Below are 20,273 nucleotides of genomic sequence, written 5' to 3' on the forward strand. Positions count from 1 at the left end.
CGATTATCCGGCGGAATTGCTGGCGTTTGCCGGTGACGAATGGCGCTCACCCAGCATACGGATCGCTTCCGTATAGCTGACGCAGGCGACATCGGCCTTGTTGCAGACTTCCGAGGCGAGCCGTTCCATCGCCCGCCAATAGGCGCCGGCATTCATCTCGACGAAATGCAGGCCGATCTGCATGGGAATGCGATCTCCGTCATACTGCTTGTCGAATGCGGCGCGGAAGGCGGAATAGGCACGTTCCTCGAACTCGGCCGAGCGGCTGGGATTGTCGATGCCGGCCGAGTGGCGGACGAAGAGATTGTAGTCCATGGCGATGATCGGCCTCTGCTGCGGACCTTCGGGGATCAGCGGCAGGCCGAAGCGGATAAGGTCGCCTTTGGTCTCCGGCATCATTGGTCCCTTGGTGACGAGGCTTGCGTCATACTGGAAGCCCGTCTTCTTCTCCGCCTCCGTCATGCCAGTGCTGGTGGAGAAATAGGGCGCGCGGAAACCGCGAATGTCGTTGTCGATGAACTCGCGCCAGCCCTGGGGCTCGTCGGACGATGCGCCGATCGCCTTCCATGCGTTGGTCATCACGTCGTGGAAACTGGTCATCTCGTGCCGCCATTCGGCCTCGGACCAGTCCTTGCCGTCGAAATGGCCGCAGGTGTGGCTCGATATGTCGTGGCCTTCCTGATGCGCCTGCCAGATATGGCCGAGACGTTCCTTGGCCTCGGGAATATCTTGGGCAAAACCGATATTGGAGCGGCCGGCTTTTTTGTCCGGCCCCTGATACCGGGCCTTGTCTGCGCGTGGGATGACCAGCGTGCAGGAAAGAAAATAGGTGAAATGGGCATTGTTGTTGCGGGCAAAATCGCGGCTACGCTGCCAAAGGGCATTCGAGCCCGCGCCGTCAAAGGAGATCATCAGCAACTGCTTTGGCCTTTGCCCCACATCTTGCGCCATTGCACCTGTCGATAAGGTGAGGGCGGCAAGCAGGGTGGCCAAGGGTCGAAGACGCATCACTATTTCCTGATTCTACGAATGAACTGGCAATATCCGAGTGCTCTTGACCAGCGAATAAGGCGAAGCTTTGATTGCCTACACAGAGGATGCCGCTTATCAGCAATCAACGGCATCAGAACCGCAGCCGAAGCCCGATCGTCAAATACTGGACGCCGCCATCTGCATCGCTGACCAAACCATAGCCACCGGACCGATGATGAAAGCGGATGACAAGCTCTCTCGACTTGTTCTCAGGTAATGCGAAGGTGATTTCCGGGGCGAGATAATGCAGCAGCCGGTCGCCACGATCATTGCCTGCGCGGGCCTTTTCCTCCTGCGAAATACCGCTGGCGTAGTTGAGGCCGGTGGAGGCAGCTATGGTCGTGTAGATGTAATCGTTCCAGGGGAAATCGCTGTAGCGGAGAAACAGGGCCGCCCACACTTCGGATTCGTGCATGCTGCCAAACCGCTTGCCGACACCGAGTTCGGTTTCGATCGCAAAACGTTCCCGCCAGAAGCTCGCGACCGTACGGGATGTGGACAGGCCGATGAAACCGCTGTCGCCGTAATCCCAGTTGAAAGGGGAGAGATCACCTCGGAGAAAGATGTCCTCCATGGGTGTTTCGACAAACTTGCCCCCGAAAACCATAACGGCACACTTATCGTCACAGGGGCCGGTGATGCCGTACCACTGCCAATCTAACCAATCTCCGGCCTCTGCAGATAGTGGACACATAAACATTGCCAGTGTGGCAAAAGCCAGAGCTGCGTAAACTCTTTGCATCGAGCCGACCTCCCGAGTCTCCTCTGAGCGATCGCAATGACGAGATGCAGTCTGTCGGCACGAAGGCGGCAATAAGAGCTAAACACTGGCCGTCATGTCCAGAGATGCATGTCATTGCGCGAAATTTCGCCTTCGAAAGCATACGCTAATTGATTGTGGCGGCAAGGGGCAGAGTAACGCGTCCGTGATCGGTGGGTTTCGAGCTTTATCAGTGCGTTGCTTCAATAAGCTCTCTCGTTTTGCATGGGGGGCCTTACATCCTAAGGAAAATAGGCTAGAAGGCGCTTTCCCGACCAATTGTTTGCCTCAGGCGGAGCTTTGGCCGGACGACCGACCCAGGATTGGCCCCTTGACGCGGGCCGGAGACTTCGATGGCGCATAACGACGACAGTTTTTTCCGTGAAGTGAACGAAGAGCTTCGCTCAGACCAGTTGAAGAACGCCTGGAGGCGTTACGGCCGGATCGCGATTGGTGTCGCGGTGGCGATCGTCATCGGTACGGCTGCCTGGCGCGGTTATGAATATTGGGACAACCATGCCTCTTCGCAGTCTGGCGACCGCTTCATCGCGGCTCTGACGCTTGCTTCGGAAGGCAAGAACGACGAGGCGCTTTCAGCCCTCGCTGCAATCGAGAAGGATGGCACGGGCGCCTATCCGGTACTCGCAAAGATGCGCGCAGCTTCCGTGCAGCAGGCGAAGGGTGATGCAGCTGCTGCCGTCGAGATCTACCGCCAAGTTGGAAACGACAATGCAGCGCCACAGGCTGTCCGCGATCTCGCCAAGATGCGCGCCGCCTTCATTCTGGTCGATACCGGCACTTACGAGCAGGTTGCGGCCGAAGCGGAAATCCTTTCGGCGCAGGGCCATGTTCTGGCCAATTCCGCACGCGAAGCGCTCGGCCTTTCCGCCTACAAGGCCGGAAACATGCCGCAGGCCAAGCAGTGGTTCCAGCAAATCGTAAACGATGCGGGCGCACCTCGCAATGTTGTCAACCGCGCGCAAATCATGCTCGACAATATCGCCGCCACCGGCAAGGCGCCCTAATTCCGTTGCGGATAAGGGCTTGAGGAAAACACTATGAGCTTCACCGTCGCCATCGTTGGACGTCCGAATGTCGGCAAGTCCACGCTTTTCAACCGTCTGGTTGGCAAGAAGCTGGCGCTTGTCGATGACACGCCGGGTGTTACCCGCGACCGTCGTCCGGGCGATGCGAAGCTCGTTGACCTGCGTTTCACCATCATCGATACGGCCGGTCTGGAAGAGGCCGGTGCCGATACGCTCGAAGGCCGCATGCGCGCCCAGACGGAAGCCGCGATCGACGAGGCGGATCTGACGCTGTTCGTCGTCGATGCCAAGTCCGGACTGACACCGCTCGACAAGACTTTTGGCGAGCTGCTGCGCCGCTCCGGCAAGCCGGTCGTGCTGGTTGCCAACAAGTCCGAAGCCAAGGGATCGGATGGCGGCTTTTACGATGCCTTCACGCTCGGCCTTGGCGAGCCGGTTCCGATCTCGGCCGAACACGGCCAGGGCATGATCGACCTGCGTGACGCGATCGTCGAGGCGATCGGCAAGGAACGGGCGTTCCCGGAAGACAGTGACGATGATGAGGCGATCACGGATGTCGACGTCCGCGATTCGGTTCTCGGCGACGAAGCTGACGATGACGCGGAATATGACGAGACCAAGCCGCTGCGCGTCGCTATTATCGGCCGACCGAATGCCGGCAAGTCGACGCTGATCAACCGTTTTCTCGGGGAAGACCGGCTTCTGACCGGGCCGGAGGCGGGTATTACGCGCGATTCGATCTCGGTCGAATGGGACTGGCGTGGCCGCACGATCAAGATGTTCGATACCGCCGGGATGCGTCGCAAGGCGCGGGTGACTGAAAAACTCGAAAAGCTGTCCGTCGCAGATTCACTTCGGTCGATCCGCTTTGCCGAAACCGTCGTCATCGTCTTCGATGCGACGATCCCGTTCGAAAAACAGGACCTGCAGCTCGCCGACCTCGTTTTGCGCGAAGGCCGTGCCGCCGTGCTCGCGTTCAATAAATGGGACCTGATCGAAGATCCGCAGGCGGTTCTGGCCGAGTTGCGCGAAAAGACCGAACGGCTCTTGCCGCAGGCGCGCGGCCTGCGTGCCGTGCCGATTTCCGGCCAGACGGGCTATGGCCTCGACAAGCTGATGCAGGAAATCGTCGCCACTGACAAGGTTTGGAACAAGCGCATCTCGACGGCCAAGCTCAATAAATGGCTGGAAGGAACGCAGGTCCAGCATCCGCCACCGGCAGTTTCCGGCCGCCGTCTGAAGCTGAAATACATGACCCAGGTTAAGGCGCGCCCGCCGGCCTTCATGGTGTCCTGTACACGTCCAGATGCTTTGCCGGAAAGCTATATCCGCTACATGATCAACGGATTGCGCAATGATTTCCAGATGCCGGGCGTACCGATCCGCATCCATTTCAAGGCAGGTGACAACCCGTTCGAGAACCGCAGGAAGAAGCGCTAAGCTTCTTCACTGGCGGATCTGAACCGCTCCCGATATCGCTGAGGTCAACCATCAGGACGTCAGCTTGCACTTTTTAGTAAATCGTGATGCACTGCATCTCTGGCTTGTGCGGTTGGAGGACCTGCAAGCCGGATTTCGATCGGGCTGCCTTGCAGCGCCGATTCATGATCGGGAGGATCATCATGATTGCTGTGGGTCTCGTCGCGGCTATCTGTCTTGGTGTCGGCAGCGTTTTCTATTTTCGCCAGCGTGACGGGAATGGCGGCTGAACCGCTGTAATCCTAAAACTCGTTGAAGTGCCTATCGCATCTGCGATGATGGCAATTCATTCTGCTGCGGGCAACGCGCGGTTGGCCTGGGCTTTGAGGACATTGCCGAGAAACTGTTTCGAGGCCGCTTCCCAGGTGTAGCTGCGGGCAAGCCGGCTTGCGTCCTCGCGACGGCAACCGAGTGCTCTCAGGCATGCGGCCTTGAGATCGTCATCCAGCGCACCTGCGCCGGAACCTTGCTCGATAATGTCGACCGGTCCCATGACCGGATAGGCTGCGACGGGAACGCCGCTCGCCAGCGCTTCGAGAATGGTGTTGCCGAACGTGTCGGTCTTTGACGGGAAAACGAAGACGTCTGCCTGGGCATAGGCGCGGGCCAGATCCTCACCGGTCTTCATGCCGGTGAAAAGCACGTTCGGATAACGTCTCTTCAGGTCCGCGAGCGCCGGGCCATCACCGACCACGACTTTTGAGCCGGGCAGGTCGAGATCGAGAAAGGCGGGGAGGTTTTTTTCGACCGCAACGCGACCGACGGTCAGGAAAATGGGGCGAGGGAGATCGAAGGGACGTTCCTCAAGGTTCATCGGGTGAAACGTGGTCTGGTCGATGCCACGGCTCCAGCGCAGGAGATTGCGGATGCCTATCCTTGATAGTTCGCGCTCGAGGCTCGCGGTCGCGACCATGCAGCCATTGCCGGCATTGTGGAACCAGCGGACAAAGGCCTGCATCCAGCGGATAGGAACAGGAAAGCGGGCTGCCACATATTCGGGAAAGCGGGTGTGGTAGCTGGTCGAGAAAGGCATGCCGTTCTTCAGGCACCAGCGGCGGGCCATTAGGCCGAGTGGCCCTTCGGTGGCGATATGGACGGCGGTCGGCAGGGTCTTTTCGATTGCGCCAGCGACCTGCGCAAAGGTGGTGACCGAAAGCCGGATTTCTGGATAGGTGGGGCAGGGGATATTGTGAAAATCCTTCGGCGTGACCATGACCACCTCGACGCCCATGCGGGTCAGTTCGCGGTTGGTGTTCTCGATCGAGCGGACGACGCCGTTTACCTGCGGGTACCATGCATCTGTCACGATGGTAATTCTGGTCATGCGTGGCCCAAAGCCTCGTTGCCGATCCGGTGGTCGCTTCCTTGGCGACTCGCGCGAAAGGATGCGGTTACAGCCCTCTATCGGCAAAGTTCATGACAGGCGGATGAAGCATGCCCCGAAGGTCGTTGCATGGGGCTCCTCATCGCCTTCTCATCTGGTTAAATGATGCGGACCGTCATTTCGTGTTTGCAGTGCTGCAGATGAAGTCTTATCTCAGCGGCATATGATGTTGTGAGTGACTTCAGTGACCCTGCGTTCGATCAAGATTGCCGCTGCCGTTCTTATCGCCCCGATTGCCGCTATCGGCATCCATATGGGCGTCAACCAGATGATCGGTAATTTCCATGAAGTCATTCCGGGCGAGCTTTACCGCTCGGGCCAGCCGGGTGACGCGCAGATCGACAAGGCGGCGACGCGATACGGCGTCAAGACGATCATAAACTTGCGCAATGAGCGCCGCGGGGATTGGTATGAGGAAGAGAAGGCGTCGGCCGAAGAGAACGGCGTTACGCTGATCGATTTTCCGCTAAGCTCCGGAAAATTCGTGCCGGTCGAACAGAGCGAACGGCTGGCCGAAATCATGAGGACGGCAGAAAAGCCGATCCTGATACACTGCGAACACGGCGCCAACCGCACCGGGCTTGCATCGGCAATCTATGTCGGTGCGGTTGCCAAGCGTAGCGAGCTTTTCTCCGAACTGCAGCTTTCACCCTATTACGGGCATATCCCGATCCGCGGCATCGGCCGTTATGCGATGTACCAGTCCTGGGACGAGTTCGAAGAGACGATCGGTTTCTGACCGTCTCTTCTTCTCTATTGGTCTTCGTTACTTCGGCAGCAGATCCGGGCTGATCAGTGCGCCGTGATGGCAGATGACGGTGGATGCGACAGCGGCACCATAAGCGGCTGCTTCTGCCGGTGTGCCGCCCTTGGCGAGACTGGCCAGAAAACCGCCGTTGAAGCTGTCGCCGGCGCTTGTCGTGTCGACGACCTTGTCGACCTTGACCGACGGGACGTGGTCGACGGGCGTGGAACCGAATGCCAGCGTAACACCACCTGGGCCATCCTTGACCACGACGTTCTCGACACCCAGTGCCTTGTAGCGGGCAATCGTTGCGGCCACATCCTTGTCGCCGAAATGAACGGCTTCATCGTCGAAGCTCGGCAATACGAGCGTCGAGGCGCGGGCGCCGTCTTCGATCGTCTTCAGCATATGGTTCTTGTTTGGCCACAGGCGCGGGCGAATGTTCGGGTCGAAGACGACCGTCTTGCCGGACGCCTTGGCTCGGCGGGCCTCCGCGAGAAGCGTATCGACTGCTTCCGGTGCCAGAATGCCGAGCGTGATGCCGGAGAAATAGATGATCTGAGCACTCTCCATCGCGGCACGCAGGTGATCGGCGTCGTCGGCCAGCTTCTTTGCTGCAGCCGTGTCGCGCCAGTAGCTGAAGGTGCGCTCGCCGTCCTTCAATGTGATGAGGTAGAGACCGGGCGTCTTGCCAGCAATGCGCAGGATCTGGCTGGTGCCGATACCGGCGCCGTCCATCATGGCGAGCATTTCATTCGACATCGGATCATCGCCGACTGCGGTGAAATAGTCGATCGACCAGTCTGAAGGGAAGCAGGCGCGGGCATACCAGGCCGTGTTCAACGTATCGCCGGCAAAGCCCTTGCGCAGCAGGCCTTCACCCGCCTGCGACAGTTCCACCATGCATTCGCCAATAGAAAGAAGTCTGCCTGCCAAAATATCGTCCCTCCGGTAAAGTCCTGTGGTCGCATAAGCTTTCGCACCGTGTCTGACAAGTCCGTGCGGGGGGCTCAATACGCGTTGTCTTTTGTCGCAGGGGCTCTAGGTTGGGGCTGGAACATCGCATAAGGGAGCATGATCGTATGGCGACGGAAGTGCAGAAGAAAGCCGTAGGCGCAGGCACGGACTGGTGGCGCGGGGCGGTGATCTACCAGATCTATCCGCGTTCATTCCAGGACACGACCGGCGACGGACTAGGCGATATCAAGGGCATTACCCGGCGTCTGGCCCATGTCGCCTCGCTTGGCGTCGATGCAATCTGGCTGTCGCCCTTCTTCACCTCGCCGATGGCCGATATGGGCTATGACGTTTCCGATTATTGCAATGTCGACCCGATGTTCGGCACACTTGCCGATTTCGACGAGATGATCGACGAAGCGCACCGGCTGGGCCTGAAGGTCATCATCGACCAGGTAATCTCCCACACATCCGACCGGCATCCGTGGTTCATCGAAAGCCGCACCAGTCGCACCAATCCCAAAGCCGACTGGTTCGTCTGGGCCGACCCGAAGCCGGATGGGACCGCGCCGACCAACTGGCTCTCCATCTTCGGCGGGCCGGGCTGGGAATGGGATGGCGTGCGCAAGCAATATTACATGCATAATTTCCTGATTTCGCAGCCGGATCTCAACTTCCACAATCCCGAGGTTCAGGACGCGCTGCTGGATACGGTGAAATTCTGGCTCGATCGTCGGGTGGACGGGTTCCGGCTCGATACGGTGAACTATTATTTCCACGACAAGCAACTGCGGAACAACCCGCCGATGGTCTATGACACCGATGGCGCGGGCATGGAGACCGATACCAATCCGTATTCGATGCAGAACCATCTCTACGACAAGACGCAGCCGGAAAATATCGCTTTCCTGAAGCGGCTTCGGGCATTGCTCGATACCTATGATGACCGGATGACCGTGGGTGAGGTGGGTGATGGACCGCGCTCGCTGAAAACCCTTGCGGAATATACGACCGGCAGCGACAAGCTGCATATGTGCTACACGTTCGACTTTCTGGGCCCTGCCTTCGATGCGGGTTACATCCGCAAGATCATGACGACGGTGGCGGACACGGTGAGCGAAGGCTGGGTCTGCTGGGCTTTTTCCAATCACGATGTCATCCGTCACGTCACCCGTTTCATCGAGACGCCTGAGGAACAGGATCGGGTCGCCAAGCTGTCGATCAGCCTGATTTCGGTCTTGCGCGGTTCGATCTGCCTATATCAGGGCGAGGAACTGGGGCTGACCGAAGCGGAGCTTGCCTTCGAGGATCTGCGCGATCCCTATGGCATCCGCTTCTGGCCGGCCTTCAAGGGCCGCGACGGATGCCGTACGCCGATGGTGTGGGAGGCAAAGGCTCCTCATGCGGGCTTTACCGAGGGTTCCACGACATGGTTGCCGGTGCCGAATGAGCATGCCGCCCGCGCGGTCGATGTGCAGGAGAGGCTGGCGACATCCGTGCTCGCTCACTACCGGGCGACGCTCGCCTTCCGCAAGGCGCATGCGTCGCTCGTCGATGGCGACATGGCGTTCATCGAGACCAACCAGGATCTGCTGGCCTTCACACGCGAGAAGGACGGGGAGCGGCTGTTGTTCGTGTTCAACCTGACACGCGAGAGGCAGAAGTTCACGCTGCCGGCACGGTTCGCTTCCGTGACGCCGCTGGACATGCCGGGTTTTGTGTCGCGGCTGGAGAACGAGGCGGTGGTGCTGGATGCAGTGGACGTGTTCTGCGCACGGGTTTGAAGGCTAACTTGGAAGGCGGGCGCCAGTTTGCCACGCTCTTATCCTCGGGCTTGTCCTGAGGATCTGACCGTATCACCAGAACTGGGACGGCAGTAGATCCTCGGGACAAGCCCGAGGATGACGACCTATCAAATGGAAAGGCCCGCGATCGCTCGCGGGCCTTTCTTTAATTCAGCATGTAAACAACGCCTGCATCTCAATCGAAATGCAGTTCGCGCTCGCCCTGTTCGTCGCGGATGCAGGTCTGCAGGCCGATCTTGTTCAGGATGTTGAGGAACGGGCGCGGTGCCAGTTCTTCGACGTTTGCCATCTTCTTTACGTCCCATTCGCCGGTGGCGACGAGCATCGCTGCTGCGACCGGCGGAACGCCTGCGGTGTAGGAAATGCCCTGGCTGCCGACTTCGTTGAAGGCTTCCTTGTGGTCGGCGACGTTGTAGATGAACACCGTGCGTTCCTTGCCGTCCTTCGTACCCTTGACGAAGTCACCGATGCAGGTCTTGCCTTCGTATTCCGGTGCCAGCGACGACGGGTCGGGCAGGCAGGCTTTTACGACCTTGAGCGGCACGACTTCGGAACCGTCGGCCAGCTTGACCGGCTGTTCGGAGAGCAGGCCGATGTTCTTCAGGACGGTGAAGACGTTGATGTAGTGATCACCAAAGCCCATCCAGAAGCGCACGTCGGCGCCGTCCATGTTCTTGGCCAGCGAATGCACTTCGTCATGGCCGCAGAGATAGGCGCGACGCGTGCCGACGACCGGCAGGTCGTAGTCCTTGCCGATTTCGAACATCTTGTTGACGTTCCATTCGCCGCCCTGCCACGAGTAAACCACGCCGGTGAATTCGCGAAAGTTGATTTCCGGGTCGAAGTTGGTGGCGAAATATTTGCCGTGGCTGCCGGCATTGATGTCGACGATATCGACGTCGGTGACGGTGTCGAGATATTCGTCCTTGGCCAGACGCGCATAGGCGTTGACGACGCCCGGATCGAAACCGGCGCCGAGGATGGCGGTGATGCCCTTTTCCTCGCACTCAGCAGCGCGCTTCCACTCGTAGTTACCGTACCACGGCGGGGTCTCGCAGATCTTGTTCGGCTCTTCGTGGATGGCGGTGTCGATATAGGCGACGCCGGTATCCATGCAGGCGCGTAAGACCGACATGTTCAAGAAGGCGGTGCCGACGTTGATGACGATCTGGCTGCCGGTCTTCTCGATCAGGGCCTTGGTGGCTTCAATGTCGAGCGCGTCGAGCGCGTGACCTTCGAGCACGCCTTCCTGCTTCATCGCCTTCTTTTCGTGAACCGAAGCGATGATGGCGTCGCATTTCGACTTGGTGCGCGATGCGATATGGATGTCACCAAGGACATCGTTGTTCTGCGCACACTTGTGGGCAACGACCTGTGCGACGCCGCCGGCGCCGATGATGAGCACGTTCTTTTTCATTCTGGGGACCACTCCTTGCGTCCAATCGTCAGAAAGTCTTGTCCTGAGGGCTCCTCGAGCCCGGATAATCAGGAAAGGCTCTGTTCGTAGTCCGTGTAGTCAAACTCACGGACCGTCCTGAGGCTGCCATCCAGTTCCCGGATGGCGATTGCCGGCATTTTCACGCCGTTAAACCAGTTTTTCTTGACCATCGTGTAGCCGGCAGCATCCTGGAACGAGATGCGGTCGCCGACCTTTACTTCTTCGGGGAAATCGAATTCCCCGAAGATGTCTCCGGCAAGGCATGACTTGCCGCAGACCATCGCACGATGGGGTCCCTGGTTGGGGTGAACCTTGGCATTCTCACGATAGATCAGGAGATCCAGCATGTGCGCTTCGATGGAACTATCCACCACGACAAGGTTCTTGCCGTTGTAAAGCGTGTCGAGGACGGTGGTTTCCAGCGTCGTCGATCTGGTGATCGAGGCTTCGCCCGGCTCCAGATAGACCTGGACGCCATATTCGCCCGAAAAACGCTTGAGGCGTTCGGCAAACTGGTCGACCGGGTAGTCGTCGCCGGTGAAATGGATGCCGCCGCCGAGCGAGACCCATTCGGCCTTTTTCAGGAGCGGTGCGAACTTCTGTTCGATATCGCCGAGCATGCGGTCGAACAGGGCAAAATCCTTGTTCTCGCAGTTGTTGTGGATCATGAAGCCGGTGATCATGTCCATGACCGGCTCGACCTTTTTTAGATCCCATTCGCCAAGGCGCGAGAAGGGGCGGGCCGGATCGGCGAGGTCAAAGGACGATGATGATACGCCGGGGTTGAGGCGCAGGCCGCGGGTGATGCCGGAGGACTGGCTCTCGAACCGCTGCAGCTGGCCGATCGAGTTGAAGATGATCTTGTCGGCGTGCGACACGACCTCGTCGATCTCGTAATCGGCATAGGCGACGGAATAGGCGTGGGTTTCCTTGCCGAAACGTTCGTGGCCGAGGCGGACTTCGTTGAGCGACGAGGAGGTCGTGCCGTCCATGTAGTCGCGCATGAAATCGAAGACGGACCAGGTGGCGAAGCATTTCAGCGCCAGCAATGCCTTGGCGCCCGACTTCTCACGCACAGTGGCAATCCGTTCCATGTTCTGGAGCAGCTTGGACTTGTCGATGAGGTAGTAGGGAGTCTGCAGCATTTCGCGTGATCGGCCTTCTTACGGTTCTTCTAAAACTTGAAGGGGCCTATTGCCTGACGTAGATGACATCTTCAAGACCCCATGGCTTTTCGGGGTAAAGAAAAGCCCCGCAGCGAGGCTGCGGGGCGCGGTGTTTTCGAATTTCTACGTTTCATTCGGGGATAAGCCGTTCGTATTCCTCACGCAGTTTCAGCCAGCCCTGCCAGAAAGGTTCCGGTTTGCGGCCGGAGGCTTTGGCGGCAAGAATATCGAGATGCATGTGCCAGCCGGCGCCGACCATGGTCATGTTTTTGCGGTCAGAAATGCGCTTGTGGACGAGGGTGAGAAGGACGTCCGAACCTATCGCCTTCAACTCGATCGCCACTTCGCCGCGGGGCGGCCAGGTGAAGGCCAGGCGGTGGGGGGCATCGAAGAGGAGGATATCGCTGGTCATCCGCTGTTCTTCCGGAAAACCTTCCGGGCGTGCCTCCGCTCCATCGGTCAATTCATCGTTACGCCAGACGAGTTCGAACGTGCCGCCGGCTGTTTCCGGCATGATGCCCGAGGCAAGCCATTGGCGGCGCAGGTCGCTATCGGTCAGGTAATCCCAGATCCGCTCGATCGGGCCGGGCAACTTACGCTGAATGGTGATCTCGGCAGGTGCCGTCACGGTTCCATATTTTTCCAATAGATTCATGCTGTTCATCGGTCTTCTCCCAGTTTTGATTCAGGTGTCATTTCCAGGTTTCGATGGGGGCATCTTGGCGTTTTGATCGGCTGCGGCCTTGCGAGCGTCGTCCTGCTTCAGCAGGTGCTCCAGCGCATCCAGACGAGTCGTCCAGAAATGTTCGTAGAAAGAGAGCCATTCATGTGCGGTGGCGAGCGGACCGGGATCAAGCCGGCAGAGATGGGTGCGGCCCTGGATTTCCCGCCGCACCAGACCGGCGCCTTCCAGCACCTTGATATGTTTCGATGCGGCCGCAAGCGACATGGCGTGCGGTTCTGCCAGCTGCCCGACCGTGCGTTCGCCTCGCGTCAACTCGCGCAGCATATGGCGACGGGTGGCGTCGCTCAGCGCATGGAAGACGATGTCGATTTCGTGAGTGTGTAATTCAATCATGTGGTTGAATGTGTGCCTCTTTATTTTGATTGTCAACCGATTGGTTTAATATTTGCGAAGTGGGGGAAGTGAGTTCGCATTTCAGCCCTTTGTACCAATTCCCAAACGCGACAAGCCGTCATATCGTGACGCCGCGCCGGGGGCTGGGACAGCCACGTGCCGCAATAAAAGACTTCGCATGCATTTTGCCAGATCAACTTGAGGGAAAATCATGAGCAGCAGTTTCATCACCACCAAGGACGGCACGCAGATCTTTTACAAGGACTGGGGATCGAAGGACGCCCAGCCGATCGTCTTCCATCATGGCTGGCCGTTGTCCGCCGATGACTGGGATGCGCAGATGCTGTTCTTCCTTCACGAGGGATATCGAGTGATCGCGCATGACCGGCGCGGGCACGGGCGTTCCAGCCAGACGGCAACCGGTAACGAGATGGACACCTATGCCGCCGACATGGCGGAACTTGCGGCGCATCTCGACTTGAAGGGCGCAATCCATGTCGGCCATTCGACTGGAGGCGGGGAGGTGACGCGCTATGTCGCCAAGTTCGGCCAGCCGCAGGGGCGTGTTGCCAAGGCAGTACTGATCGGGGCGGTGCCGCCGATCATGGTGAAAAGCGACAAGAACCCCGGCGGGTTGCCGCTCGAAGTGTTCGACGGGTTCCGCAAGGCGCAGGCGGCGAACCGGGCGCAGTTCTTCCTCGATATCCCGACCGGCCCTTTCTACGGCTATAACCGGCCGGGAGCGGAGGTTTCCGAAGGGGTGATCCGCAACTGGTGGCGGCAGGGCATGATGGGCGGCACCAAAGCCCATTACGACTGCATCAAGGCGTTTTCGGAGACGGATTTTACGGAAGACCTCAAGGTGATCGATGTGCCGGTGCTGGTGATGCACGGGACGGATGACCAGATCGTGCCATTCGAGGATTCCGCGCCGCTCTCGTCCAAGCTTCTGAAGAACGGGGTGCTGAAAGTCTATGACGGGCTGCCGCATGGTATGGCGACGACGCATGCGGATATCATCAATGCCGATCTGCTGGCGTTTTTTAAGGGGTAGGCGGACGTTGCTGTGGTTTGCCCCTCACCCTAACCCTCTCCCCGTAATGACGGGGAGAGGGGACGTGGCCGATTTCGGCACTGAGGTTGCGGCTGGTGTCCTTCTCCCCGCTTGCGGGGAGAAGGTGCCGGCAGGCGGATGAGGGGCTTTGGGTGAGGCGAATTTGGGCCCCTCAAATCAGCTGGAACTTGTCGACATCCACCATACCCATATCCGAAATCTTCAGGTGCGGGATGACCGGCAGTGGCAGAAATGCGACCTGCAGGAATGGCTCTTCCAGAGTCGTTCCAAGGGCATAGGCGTGTTTTCTCAAGTCGTGCAGCGTGTCGCGAACCCACTCATACGGTTCGAGGCTCATCAGTCCGGCGATGGGAAGCGCGATCTCTCCCGTCACCTTGCCGTCCTCGACGACGACGAAGCCGCCGTTGATTTCTCCCAGCCGGTTGGCGGCGAGCGCCATGTCGTCTTCGGAGACGCCGACGACGCAGATATTGTGGCTGTCATGGCCGACTGTGGAGGCGATCGCGCCCTTTTTCAGCCCAAAGCCCTGAACGAAGCCGTTGGCGTGGTTGCCGTTCTTGCCGTGGCGCTCGATGACGGCGACCTTGATGATGTCGCGGTCAAGATCGACGCCCGCCTGGTTGCCGGCGGCGGGAAGGCGGTAGCGGCGGTGTTCGGTGATGATTTTTCCGGGCATGACGCCGATGACCGGGGTTTCCGATTCCGAATAGGGGACGCCGAACTGCATGGCCTGGACGGGACGCGCCTTGACGCTGTCAAGGCCGACCGGGGCGATCGGCTTGCGGGTGGCGAAGAGTTCGTCGGTCACGCGGCGGCCGGCGGAGAAAACGATCTCTGCCTTGCAGTTTTCGAGCGTGTCGACAATGACGAGATCGGCGCGCCAGCCGGGCGCGACGAGGCCGCGATCGGTGAGGCCAAAGGCTTTTGCTGCCGAGATCGAGGCGGCGCGATAGATTGCAAGCGGTTCGACGCCCGCCTTGATCGCTGTGCGGATCATGTAGTCGAGATGGCCCTGTTCGGCGATATCGAGCGGATTGCGGTCGTCGGTGCAAAGCGCCAGATAGGGCGACAAGCGCTCGGTGATGATCGGCATCAGGGCTTCGAGATCCTTGGAGACCGAGCCTTCGCGGACAAGCACGTGCATGCCTTTGCGGATCTTTTCGAGCGCTTCTTCGGCGGTGGTGCTCTCGTGTTCGGTGCGGATGCCGGCGGCAAGATAGCCGTTCAGATCATTTCCACGCAGCAGCGGGGCGTGGCCGTCGATGTGATCGCCGTAAAAGGCATCGAGCTTGGCGAGGCAGATTGGATCCTTATGGATGACGCCCGGAAAATTCATGAATTCGGCAAGGCCGATGACCTTCGGGTGATCGCGGAAGGGCAGAAGCTTTTCGATCGGCAGATCGGCGCCGGCCGTCTCCAGATGCGTGGCTGGTACGCAGGAGGAAAGCTGGACGCGGATATCCATGATCGTTTCGAGAGATGAATCGAGGAAATAGCGGATGCCTTCTTCACCGATGACATTGGCGATCTCGTGCGGGTCGCAGATCGCGGTCGTCACGCCATAGGGCAGGACGCAACGGTCGAATTCGTGGGGCGTGACGAGAGAGCTTTCGATATGCAGATGCGTATCGATGAAGCCGGGGACGACGATCTTTCCGGAAATGTCGATCTCGGTCTTGCCGGTGTAATCGCCGCAAGTGCCGACAATACGATCGCCGCAGATGGCGATGTCTGAGGCGACAAGCTCACCGGTGACGAGATCGAAGAATTTGCCGCCTTTCAGCACGATATCCGCGGGCTCGCGGCCGGTGCCCTGATCGATGAGGGTTTCGAGGCGCGTGGTCATGGGGTGCTCCTGGCAGTTTCGATTCCCCCTACTTAGCCCTTCAATGTGAAAACGGGGAGAGGGAACCGGAAATACCCTGTTTATGGCGCAGTGACCCTGACATTGCCGCCGCAGAGTATCGTGGCGACGGTCTTTCCCTTGAGGCTGACGCCGTTCTCGATCAGGCCTGCAAGGCCGGCAACGCCTGCCTCTTCGACGACGAGGCCGTAATGGGTGAGAGAGAGAGCTCGCGCGCTGCGGATCGCCTCCTCGCTGACTGCCCAGACCTCATCGACGGTCGTCTTCATGCAATCCAGCGCATAGGCGACGCATTCGCGCACGGCGATGCCGTCGGCGGCGGTATCGGCCGTTTCTGTCGAGACGAGCCGGCCGGTTTCCCACGACTGTTTCATTGCCGGCGCATTGGAAGCGACGATGCCGATCACTTTGCAGGCCGGTGCCTTGGCCCTGATCCAGGTGCCGATGCCGGTCAGTAATGCGCCGTTGCCGAGCGGGACGATGATTGCGTCGAGAGTGATCTTGTCTTGCGACAGGCGCTCGGTGATTTCCAGCGCGATCGTGCCGGCACCTTCGGCGATGGTGCGCAGGGCGCCGTCTTCGACGAAAGGGCAGCCGTGTATGTCGGCGTAGGCGCGGGCGGCGGCCTTGGCGGCATCGAAATCATCACCTTCGAGCCGCACTTCCGCTCCGAGCCGGCGCATAGCCTCCACCTTGCCGGGATTGGCAGTGGTGGCGGAGAAGATCACCACCTTGCGACCGCGGGCGCGGCCGGCATAAGCGAGGCCCTGGCCGAAATTGCCGGCCGAGGCGGAAACGACCGGATGATCGCTAGGCTGCTCGCTCTGCATCCACCAGTCGGTGCCGCGGCCCTTGAAGGAGCGGATAGGGTTGAGCGTTTCCACCTTGGCGAAGGGCCGCAGGCCGAGTTCGGCATTGGCCGGCTGCTGTTCGATCAGCGGGCTGTTGGTAAAAACCGGATCAATGGCGCGGAAGGCGGCCAGAATGCCGTCGGCGGAGGGAGCGAGCTGTTGTTGAGTCATTTCAAAAGCATGGCAAGGAAAAGCTGGCGTTATTCCTGAAGATATCGGAGCATGCGGAAATATCTCCCGATTAGCGATTTGAGATGGGAAAATTACCCATGGCGTTGACCAAGGCGGACCGCAATATCCTCAGGCTGATGCAGCAGGACGCTACCATCACGCTGAGCGAGCTCGCCGAGCATGTCGGGCTGTCGCCGTCCTCGGCACAAAGGCGGCTGCAGAAGCTGCGCGAGGACAAGGTGATCCTGCGCGATGTTTCGATTGTCGATCCGAAGAAAGTCGGCGGTGCGGTTTCGATGCTGGTCGAGGTGGAACTGGAGCGTGATCGGCCCGAGCTTCTGCCGCCTTTCCAGCGCTGGGTGGCGGAGACGCCGGAGGTGCAGGAGGCTTGGGGCACGTCCGGGCGAGGGGATTATACGCTTGTGATTCTTGCTCAGTCGGTGGATCACTTCGATGCGCTGGCCGACCGGATGATGGAGCTCAATCCGAATATCCGCAAATTCACCACCAGCGTGGTGCTGAAGACGCTGAAACGCGGGCTGGTCGTGCCGGTGGAGTGATGTCGCAGCGGGCTGATGGGGTTTCCCTGTGGCGGTGATGAACCCCAAACGAAAACGGGCGCCCGAAGGCGCCCGCTGACTGTTTTTTCGGATACGATTACTCGGCGGCGACGATCTTGCCGCCTTCCCACTTGTAGAGCGAGAAGCTCTGCGAGGTGAGGTCGCCGGTTTCGCCGTAGGTGAGCTGGCCGATGGCGGTCGGGATGGCGGAGCCGTCCTTCAGGGCTGCGGTCACGGCTTCTACGTCTTCGGCGGTCTTTGCCTTTTCGATGCCGGCCTTGATGACCTGGACAGCGGCGTAGGCATTCAGCGTGAAGGCTTCGGCCGGGATGTTCTTCGCGGCGAGCGAATCTGCTGCGGCCTTCGAATCCGGGCTCTTCAGGGCGTCGGATGCGTTGGTAAACAGCGTGCCGGCTGCCGCTTCGTTGCCGATCGTCCAGTATTCGGAGTTCGACAGGCCGTCGCCGCCGATGATCTGGGCATTGAGCGAGAGATCACGCAGCTGGCGGGCCAGAAGTCCGCCTTCCGGATGGTAGCCGCCAAAATAGATCACATCGACTTTTTCCGACTTCAGGCGGGCGGTCAGCGCGCCGAAATCCTTGTCGCCGGGGGTAACGGCTTCGTTGACCACTTCGGTGGTGCCGCCTGCGTTCAGGGTTGCCTTGAAGGCGTCTGCGAGGCCCTTACCGTAAGCGCCCTTGTCGTTGATGATGGCGACGCGCTTGTCCTTGAGCTTGTCGAGCACGTATTTGGCGGCAACTTCGGCCTGCTGGTCATCGCGGCCGCAGGTGCGCAGAACGTTTGCGAGGTCACGCTTGGTGAGATCCGGCGCGGTTGCGGTCGGGGTGACCATGAGTATGCCGTTTTCGGCAAGGACGTCGGAAACGGGAATGGAAACGCCCGAGGTGACCGGGCCGACGACGAAGTGAATGCCTTCGCCGACGATCTGGTTGGCGGCGGAGACGCCCTGCTTCGGTTCGCCGGCGTCGTCGGCCAGTTTCAGCACGACCTTTTCGCCAAGAATGCCGCCTGCCTTGTTGATGTCGTCAACGGCCGTCTGCGCGCCATTCTTGACCTGATCACCGTAAGCGGCGACCGGGCCGGTCAGCGGTGCGATGAGGCCGATGGTGATGTCGGCATGAGCTATCGGCGCAAAGGCCAGCGAGGCAGCAAGTGCTGCCGTGATTGTCTTCAATGTCATGTCTGTCTCCTTGGGGCATCGGCAGAATTCTTTGGCGGGCCTCCCTGGCCGCCGTTCACGACGTTCGGCGCGTCCTGCCGCAGCCGCAAACGCGGCGTGCAGGATTGGACGTACAAAACCTCGGCCTCAGCGCGGCCATGTTTGGCTCGCGCATCCGGCAGCAATTTTTGTAGAAATCTTGAGGCCGTCGCGCAAGAAGATAACCGAAACTGCGACACTTCGGTGGGGATATTTCAAGGCGAGGTTGAAGAGATGCGGGGATGACCTGCGTCTGCAAATTCAGCACTACTCGCAGGGCGCTGTTGGATCTCGCCACGAAGCGACGCCGGAGATCAAGCGATGCCCGGTGTATTCGATATCAATCAGACAATCCCTTGTTGGCGATTTTGATGCACAAAAGCAAAAAAGCCCGGGTGTTGCCCGGGCATTTTTTTAGACCGATCCAAAAGGATTATGCAGCTGCGGAGGTTTTCCGCTCGGCGGCAATGTAGATGTCCTCAAGACTGTCGAGGATCTTCAGCACAGATTCCGAAGAACTGGAATAATAGATCGTCTGTGCGTCGCGCCTGGTCTTTACCAGCTTTTGTGCGCGAAGCTTTGAGAGATGCTGTGACAAGGCAGACTGGCTCAAGCCGACGCGCGTCGCCAGTGCACCCACTGCCACCTCTCCCTTAACCAGGCAGCAGAGAATCATCAGCCGCTTGGGGTTGGCCATTGCCGACAGCAGGCCCGCTGCTGCGTTTGAATGCTCAGAAAGTGCTACCTTATCCATAAGTTCTCTTCACCTCGTCTCCAAAGTGGCCGCGCAATTCACCAAATATTCTTATCCGGTGATGTTAGGCGGCACAGGCGGAATTTGTACATCCCCTAAATTTCGGGTAGTTCAAGCTACATTTTAGTTTATTTGCAGATATAATGTATGACGTCTTCCGGCAAGTCTAGTCGATGCTGAAACTCGTGCCGGACGAGTACATCGCTCGAAACGAGGTCAATCCCGGCGGGATCAACCAATCCGAATCTCCAATTCTTGTCTCCAAGCCCCAGGCGATGCGCAAAATTCGCAGCTTCCAAAGGCTTTTCTGCCAGTTCGTTCTGCAGTTTCAGCCACGATGATTCGTCTGCCGAGAGCGGAAAAAGCAAATCTTCGCCACCCAATGCATAGGCGCGCCCGAAGCCTCCGTTCAGCGACGCTTGAACGGGAACCAATCGGTAAAACCTGAAATCAGGAAAATCGACGTAGAGTTGCGCCTTGGCATGGCGTCTCAGGAAACGCGCGCGAATCCTTTGATGGATTACGCTGTCCCTGGCAACCGGCTGGGCCTCGCAGAAAACGGTAATACGGGCATGGGCCAGCGGATCACCCTTACCCGGTTCGCCTGCAAGCAGCGAGCAACGAGAATCGTCCTTCAGGCCTTTGGTGTGGCCCGAGAGGGCAGAAACGAGCACGACCGGAACACCATCGAGATCGATGGCGGTCAGCGCCCTGCTCACGGATGGAAAGCCGGTTACCGGATCAAGAACACCGAGTGACATGTAGCGTGCACTGCGCAGAAGCGTGCGAGCAAGCTCGCGTGCCTCGTCATCTGTCGGGCGCAATAACTGGGCCTGTTCGGCCATCCGTCACTCTCTGGTTGAATTTCGAGGTTTGAATTTTGATAATG

Annotated in this window: 19 protein-coding genes; 6 read left to right on the forward strand and 13 right to left on the reverse strand. The window is 59.2% G+C overall.

What is annotated here, in order from left to right:
* Window positions 1-3: 3 nt before the first annotated feature.
* Both JZX87_RS17045 and JZX87_RS17050 read right to left on the reverse strand, forming a co-directional pair.
* On the reverse strand, window positions 4-1,008 hold the full coding sequence (locus JZX87_RS17045; protein WP_206826937.1) for a polysaccharide deacetylase family protein: 1,005 nt from the start codon (window positions 1,006-1,008) through the stop codon (window positions 4-6).
* A 115-nt stretch (window positions 1,009-1,123) separates the two neighbouring features.
* Window positions 1,124-1,606 (reverse strand): hypothetical protein, encoded by a 483-nt coding sequence (locus tag JZX87_RS17050; protein WP_206826938.1) that lies wholly within the window; start codon window positions 1,604-1,606, stop codon window positions 1,124-1,126.
* A gap of 539 nt (window positions 1,607-2,145) precedes the next feature.
* On the opposite strand from JZX87_RS17050, the gene JZX87_RS17055 reads away from it, so the two are divergent.
* Together JZX87_RS17055 and der are read left to right on the forward strand one after the other, a co-directional pair.
* On the forward strand, window positions 2,146-2,817 hold the full coding sequence (locus tag JZX87_RS17055; RefSeq protein ID WP_148145672.1) for a tetratricopeptide repeat protein: 672 nt from the start codon (window positions 2,146-2,148) through the stop codon (window positions 2,815-2,817).
* A gap of 33 nt (window positions 2,818-2,850) precedes the next feature.
* Window positions 2,851-4,278, forward strand: a complete 1,428-nt coding sequence (der, locus tag JZX87_RS17060; RefSeq protein WP_206826939.1) for a ribosome biogenesis GTPase Der — start codon at window positions 2,851-2,853, stop codon at window positions 4,276-4,278.
* Window positions 4,279-4,603: 325 nt separating this feature from the next.
* On the opposite strand, the gene JZX87_RS17065 is transcribed toward der, so the two are convergent.
* On the reverse strand, window positions 4,604-5,641 hold the full coding sequence (locus JZX87_RS17065; protein WP_206826940.1) for a glycosyltransferase family 4 protein: 1,038 nt from the start codon (window positions 5,639-5,641) through the stop codon (window positions 4,604-4,606).
* Window positions 5,642-5,876: 235 nt separating this feature from the next.
* Between JZX87_RS17065 and JZX87_RS17070 the strand changes: the two genes are divergently transcribed.
* Window positions 5,877-6,440: a dual specificity protein phosphatase family protein gene (locus JZX87_RS17070; protein ID WP_353654204.1), complete on the forward strand. Its 564-nt coding sequence runs from the start codon at window positions 5,877-5,879 to the stop codon at window positions 6,438-6,440.
* A gap of 27 nt (window positions 6,441-6,467) precedes the next feature.
* Here JZX87_RS17070 and JZX87_RS17075 read toward each other — a convergent pair whose 3' ends face one another.
* Entirely contained in the window at window positions 6,468-7,382 is a 915-nt protein-coding gene (locus JZX87_RS17075; protein ID WP_206826942.1) for a sugar kinase, read from the reverse strand.
* A 146-nt stretch (window positions 7,383-7,528) separates the two neighbouring features.
* On the opposite strand from JZX87_RS17075, the gene bglA reads away from it, so the two are divergent.
* Window positions 7,529-9,187, forward strand: a complete 1,659-nt coding sequence (gene bglA / locus JZX87_RS17080) for a beta-galactosidase BglA (protein ID WP_206826943.1) — start codon at window positions 7,529-7,531, stop codon at window positions 9,185-9,187.
* A 196-nt stretch (window positions 9,188-9,383) separates the two neighbouring features.
* On the opposite strand, the gene JZX87_RS17085 is transcribed toward bglA, so the two are convergent.
* From JZX87_RS17085 to JZX87_RS17100, 4 genes are all read right to left on the reverse strand, one after another.
* Complete coding sequence (locus tag JZX87_RS17085; RefSeq protein WP_206826945.1) at window positions 9,384-10,625, reverse strand: saccharopine dehydrogenase family protein; 1,242 nt, start codon at window positions 10,623-10,625, stop codon at window positions 9,384-9,386.
* A 68-nt stretch (window positions 10,626-10,693) separates the two neighbouring features.
* Entirely contained in the window at window positions 10,694-11,791 is a 1,098-nt protein-coding gene (locus JZX87_RS17090; RefSeq protein ID WP_206826947.1) for a carboxynorspermidine decarboxylase, read from the reverse strand.
* 151 nt (window positions 11,792-11,942) lie between these two features.
* Entirely contained in the window at window positions 11,943-12,476 is a 534-nt protein-coding gene (locus tag JZX87_RS17095) for an SRPBCC family protein (RefSeq protein ID WP_206826949.1), read from the reverse strand.
* Between the two features lie 21 nt (window positions 12,477-12,497).
* A complete protein-coding gene (locus JZX87_RS17100; RefSeq protein WP_206826951.1) occupies window positions 12,498-12,890 on the reverse strand; it encodes an ArsR/SmtB family transcription factor in 393 nt (130 codons plus the stop codon).
* Between the two features lie 211 nt (window positions 12,891-13,101).
* On the opposite strand from JZX87_RS17100, the gene JZX87_RS17105 reads away from it, so the two are divergent.
* Window positions 13,102-13,944 (forward strand): alpha/beta fold hydrolase, encoded by an 843-nt coding sequence (locus JZX87_RS17105; protein WP_206826953.1) that lies wholly within the window; start codon window positions 13,102-13,104, stop codon window positions 13,942-13,944.
* Between the two features lie 172 nt (window positions 13,945-14,116).
* Here JZX87_RS17105 and ade read toward each other — a convergent pair whose 3' ends face one another.
* Window positions 14,117-15,811 carry an adenine deaminase gene (gene ade / locus JZX87_RS17110; RefSeq protein WP_206826954.1) on the reverse strand — a complete coding sequence of 565 codons (1,695 nt, stop codon included), beginning with the start codon at window positions 15,809-15,811 and terminating at the stop codon, window positions 14,117-14,119.
* 80 nt (window positions 15,812-15,891) lie between these two features.
* Complete coding sequence (locus tag JZX87_RS17115) at window positions 15,892-16,851, reverse strand: threonine ammonia-lyase (protein ID WP_206826955.1); 960 nt, start codon at window positions 16,849-16,851, stop codon at window positions 15,892-15,894.
* Between the two features lie 98 nt (window positions 16,852-16,949).
* On the opposite strand from JZX87_RS17115, the gene JZX87_RS17120 reads away from it, so the two are divergent.
* Window positions 16,950-17,411, forward strand: a complete 462-nt coding sequence (locus tag JZX87_RS17120; RefSeq protein ID WP_206826956.1) for an Lrp/AsnC family transcriptional regulator — start codon at window positions 16,950-16,952, stop codon at window positions 17,409-17,411.
* Window positions 17,412-17,508: 97 nt separating this feature from the next.
* Here JZX87_RS17120 and JZX87_RS17125 read toward each other — a convergent pair whose 3' ends face one another.
* The 3 genes from JZX87_RS17125 to JZX87_RS17135 form a co-directional block, all read right to left on the reverse strand.
* Window positions 17,509-18,612, reverse strand: coding sequence for a branched-chain amino acid ABC transporter substrate-binding protein (locus JZX87_RS17125; RefSeq protein ID WP_206826957.1), 1,104 nt, complete (start codon window positions 18,610-18,612; stop codon window positions 17,509-17,511).
* Between the two features lie 451 nt (window positions 18,613-19,063).
* Complete coding sequence (locus JZX87_RS17130) at window positions 19,064-19,384, reverse strand: ArsR/SmtB family transcription factor (protein ID WP_112456745.1); 321 nt, start codon at window positions 19,382-19,384, stop codon at window positions 19,064-19,066.
* Window positions 19,385-19,512: 128 nt separating this feature from the next.
* On the reverse strand, window positions 19,513-20,229 hold the full coding sequence (locus tag JZX87_RS17135) for a HugZ family pyridoxamine 5'-phosphate oxidase (RefSeq protein WP_183821341.1): 717 nt from the start codon (window positions 20,227-20,229) through the stop codon (window positions 19,513-19,515).
* Window positions 20,230-20,273: the final 44 nt, after the last annotated feature.

Origin of the sequence: Agrobacterium sp. Ap1, assembly GCF_017313375.1 — a bacterium.
GTDB classification, from domain to species: domain Bacteria; phylum Pseudomonadota; class Alphaproteobacteria; order Rhizobiales; family Rhizobiaceae; genus Neorhizobium; species Neorhizobium cellulosilyticum.